This window comes from Nitrospira sp., from assembly GCA_030653545.1.
Lineage (GTDB): Bacteria > Nitrospirota > Nitrospiria > Nitrospirales > Nitrospiraceae > Nitrospira_D.
In genome coordinates, this window is the sequence record JAURZE010000017.1 from 1 (window position 1) to 3,325 (window position 3,325).

A 3,325-nucleotide genomic window follows, 5' to 3' on the forward strand; every position below is an offset into this window, starting at 1 on the left:
TTCATCATTGCAGGAGCAATTACAAACGTTGCGAGACAGCGAGGCGCGGAAGGGAGTGCGCGAGGGACAGAATTTCGGTGACCGCGGCGCCACCGGCCCGCAGGGCGAAACCTCCAAGGGCGGGGGCGGGGCGGAACGATCACCGGCAGCCAACAAGTAACGTCCGGGTCAAGTGGCCGGCGCTCCTTCACTTCCGTTTCGTGAACGGACAGGGGCGCCGGCTTTCTTGCTTGTCGGCGCATGATCGAACGTCGTCAGCAAGAGCGACGGATCACCCATGCCGCCCAGGGCCGTCAACACCTCTGAAGCCTCCACACTATGCATCTGAAGTCTAGCATCGCGCCGCGACGGCGGTGGCAGCGTTTGCCGCGAACGGTTACCCGGTCATGGAGCCGGACGGTGGCTGGCGTGTACTCGTAAAACAGTGCCTTGCTCACACAGGACCTCAGGCAGGAGCAAACCGCTGCACTCCGCCAGCGGCAGCACGGTCTCTCTCCTGGCTCAGTCAATCCGTTGTCCATCGTCTATAGGATATGGCAGCTCTTCTGTGTGTTGTTACTGCGCAAGATGTGAGATATGCCGCCGAGCTCAGTGGTCTTGCTGGATTGACGTCTATCGGGCGAGGAATCTCCTCCTCCTCTCAATCCTGGTGGGTGTGGGGCTGAGCTGTATTGATCAGTTTGCGTCCGGCCTTCTCGCCATACTGAACATGAAGAGAGACTGGGTGCCATGGGAAAGCCAGTGGCAGATGGAAAATGACACTATGAGGGAAAGGAGCATTGAATGAATGCGGACCAGCTTAAGGGGAAGTGGATGCAGCTCAAAGGTGAACTGAAGCAGCGGTGGGGCAAGTTTACCGATGATGACTTGCAGCTGATCGAAGGGAACTACGACACGTTTGTCGGAAAAGCTCAGGAGCGGTATGGCGATAAAAAAGAGGAGATCATGAAGTGGGCCGACGAGTGGCACCCAAAATTTCTGCCGGATGCCGCAAAGGGAAAGACGCAGTGACGCAACGCATTCAAGACGAGCCGTTTCACGGAGGAAGTTTTACATGTCAATTAAGGAGACGAATATGACCACTCGCTATCTCATGACTGTCGGCGCAGCTATGGTGTTAGGGGCTGCATTCATCGCGGGGCCGGTATCGGCTGCCAGCACGACCGGAGAGAAAACTCCGATCAATGACTCGTGGCTTACGTCGAAGACCAAGATCGCGCTCTTTGCCGATGCCCGGGTCAAGGGCCGGCAGATCGATGTTGAAACCACCCAAGGACAGGTGATGCTCCGCGGGAAGGTCGATTCCACTGAAGCCAAGCAGGCGGCCGAGGGGATCACCAAGGGAATCGAGGGTGTGAAGAGCGTGAAGAACGATCTGGAGATCGTCGCTCCGGTTAAGCGCGAGGCGGTAGATGACAAGGATGATGCGATTACCACGCGCGTCAAAGAGTACGTCGCAAAAGAGCCGGCTCTCAAGAATGCGCATATTTCGGTTCAGACCAATGCGGGGGTCGTATCGTTGACCGGCGATGCTCCTGACCTCACGACCAGCGCGCAGGCGTCCTGGACTGCTTGGATTGTTCCGGGCGTGAAGTCGGTGAAGAACGATCTCACGTTGAAGGAAAAGAGTTAAGGATTTGTGACTCGCATCCCCCGTCTCATCGCGAGACGGGGGATGCCTCATCATCAGCGACAAGGAGGTGTAGTTGTGAATAAGCTCATGGGCCAGTTCGTCCTCGCATTAGTGCTTATGGTCGGAATCACAGCGTTATCCTATGCGGCTGAAGAGGTGGCTGCGCCGGGTTCCCAGTCAGTCAAGGGGGATCTGCTGAAGATCGAGGGTGAGTTTTATACGCTGCACGATACGGCCGGGCATGACGTCCGCGTCCATGTTGATCAGACCACTAAGCTGGACGGTGACTTTAAGACAGGCGACAAGGTTGAAGTTCAGGTCACTGACAAGGGGCACGCATTTTCTTTGAAGCACGCCAATGTGGCCAGTGCCGGATTGCCGGCGAGTGGTCCTCAAATGGTCAAAGGGGACCTGCTGAAAATTGAAGGTGACTCTTATGTCGTGCGTGATCTGAAGGGCAAGGAAGTCCGGCTGCATGTCGATCAGACCACCAAGCAGGAGGGCGGAACCTTCAAGACAGGCGATAAGATCGAGGCCCAAGTGAATGACAGGGGCCACGCAGTTTCGATGGGTCACGCAAACCCGGCGAAATAGGTCTATGGGGCTCATATAGCAATGCCTGCACACGGCATGGGCGTGTCTCGACGACTGACCCGTCCCGGACGTTGAGGAAGGGGAGACGGCAGTGAAGATGCTTTGCGGCATTCGAATTCGCCGTCCCAAAGAACGCAGTCGCGCGCGCTCGGTCTCGGCGTAAATACTTTTGCACTAGCAACGCTATGGTAGTAAAACGATTCCCTTCCAGGTCTTTCTATGGCGCACACACAACCGGTACGATTTAACCCTAAGACGTTTCTTGCCAAAGTCGGCAATGGAAAAACCACGCTGAATCCTGAGAAGCTTGGGGTTCTATTTTCCCAAGGGGATGCGGCCAACGCCGTGTTCTATATTCAGAAAGGCCGGGTCAAACTCACGGCGGTTTCTGCGCAGGGGAAAGAAGCGGTGATCGGGATTCTTGAGCAAGGGGCCTTTTTCGGCGAGGGCTGTCTTGCCGGTCAACTGGTGTGCGTCGCGACCGCGACGGCTCTGGACGCATCGACGGTCGCGCGGATCGACAAGGTTGCCATGATGCGTGTATTGCACGACGAGCCCGCTTTCGCCGCGCTATTCATGGCCTATCTGTTGTCTCATAGTATTCGCGTCCAGGAGGATCTGGTCGATCGTCTCTTTAATTCGGCTGAGAAGCGGCTGGCGCATACCCTCCTGTTGATGGCCCATTTCGGGAAGGAAGGGCAGCCGTCGCTTGTCATACCCAAAATCAGTCAGGAAATGCTGGCCGGCATGGTGGGCACGACACGGTCCAGAGTCAGCTTCTTTATGAAGCGATTCAAGCAGTTCGGATTTATTGAGTATAATGCCGGTCTTCATGTGCATAGCTCGCTCCTCAATGTCGTGCTTCACGATTAGATCAGCTGAACACGCACCTTCGTGGCGAGTCTGCTCGGTCGTGCGGTTTCCATCGGATTTCATTATGAAATGAGCAATATTGACCAGCTAGTGTAGTGATTCATGCTGTTCTTGTCTTATCCAGAGCGCTCTTGGCCCGATTCACTTTCGCTAAGATTTCCTGCGCGGATTTGGTCCACACAAAGGGGGTGGGCTGGGTATTGCGGTGGGTCATGTAGGCGTCAA

4 protein-coding genes are annotated in these 3,325 nt (G+C 55.8%); all 4 read left to right on the plus strand.

Annotated features, from left to right (window positions below; translation table 11 throughout):
- Positions 1 to 783: 783 nt before the first annotated feature.
- The 4 genes from Q7U39_06410 to Q7U39_06425 all read left to right on the plus strand — a co-directional run bounded on the left by Q7U39_06410 (position 784) and on the right by Q7U39_06425 (position 3,100).
- Positions 784 to 1,011, plus strand: a complete 228-nt coding sequence (locus Q7U39_06410) for a CsbD family protein (protein MDO9117570.1) — start codon at positions 784 to 786, stop codon at positions 1,009 to 1,011.
- Positions 1,012 to 1,075: 64 nt separating this feature from the next.
- On the plus strand, positions 1,076 to 1,633 hold the full coding sequence (locus tag Q7U39_06415; GenBank protein ID MDO9117571.1) for a BON domain-containing protein: 558 nt from the start codon (positions 1,076 to 1,078) through the stop codon (positions 1,631 to 1,633).
- A 75-nt stretch (positions 1,634 to 1,708) separates the two neighbouring features.
- Positions 1,709 to 2,227: a hypothetical protein gene (locus Q7U39_06420; protein MDO9117572.1), complete on the plus strand. Its 519-nt coding sequence runs from the start codon at positions 1,709 to 1,711 to the stop codon at positions 2,225 to 2,227.
- Between the two features lie 219 nt (positions 2,228 to 2,446).
- Positions 2,447 to 3,100, plus strand: a complete 654-nt coding sequence (locus Q7U39_06425) for a Crp/Fnr family transcriptional regulator (protein ID MDO9117573.1) — start codon at positions 2,447 to 2,449, stop codon at positions 3,098 to 3,100.
- Positions 3,101 to 3,325 lie beyond the last annotated feature (225 nt).

Excerpts from the sequence above, each read along its gene's own strand:
- Q7U39_06415 (MDO9117571.1), top strand. The coding sequence starts at position 1,076 with ATGACCACTCGCTATCTCATGACTGTCGGCGCAGCTATGGTGTTAGGG.
- Q7U39_06425 (MDO9117573.1), top strand. The coding sequence starts at position 2,447 with ATGGCGCACACACAACCGGTACGATTTAACCCTAAGACGTTTCTTGCC.
- Q7U39_06410 (MDO9117570.1), top strand. The coding sequence starts at position 784 with ATGAATGCGGACCAGCTTAAGGGGAAGTGGATGCAGCTCAAAGGTGAA.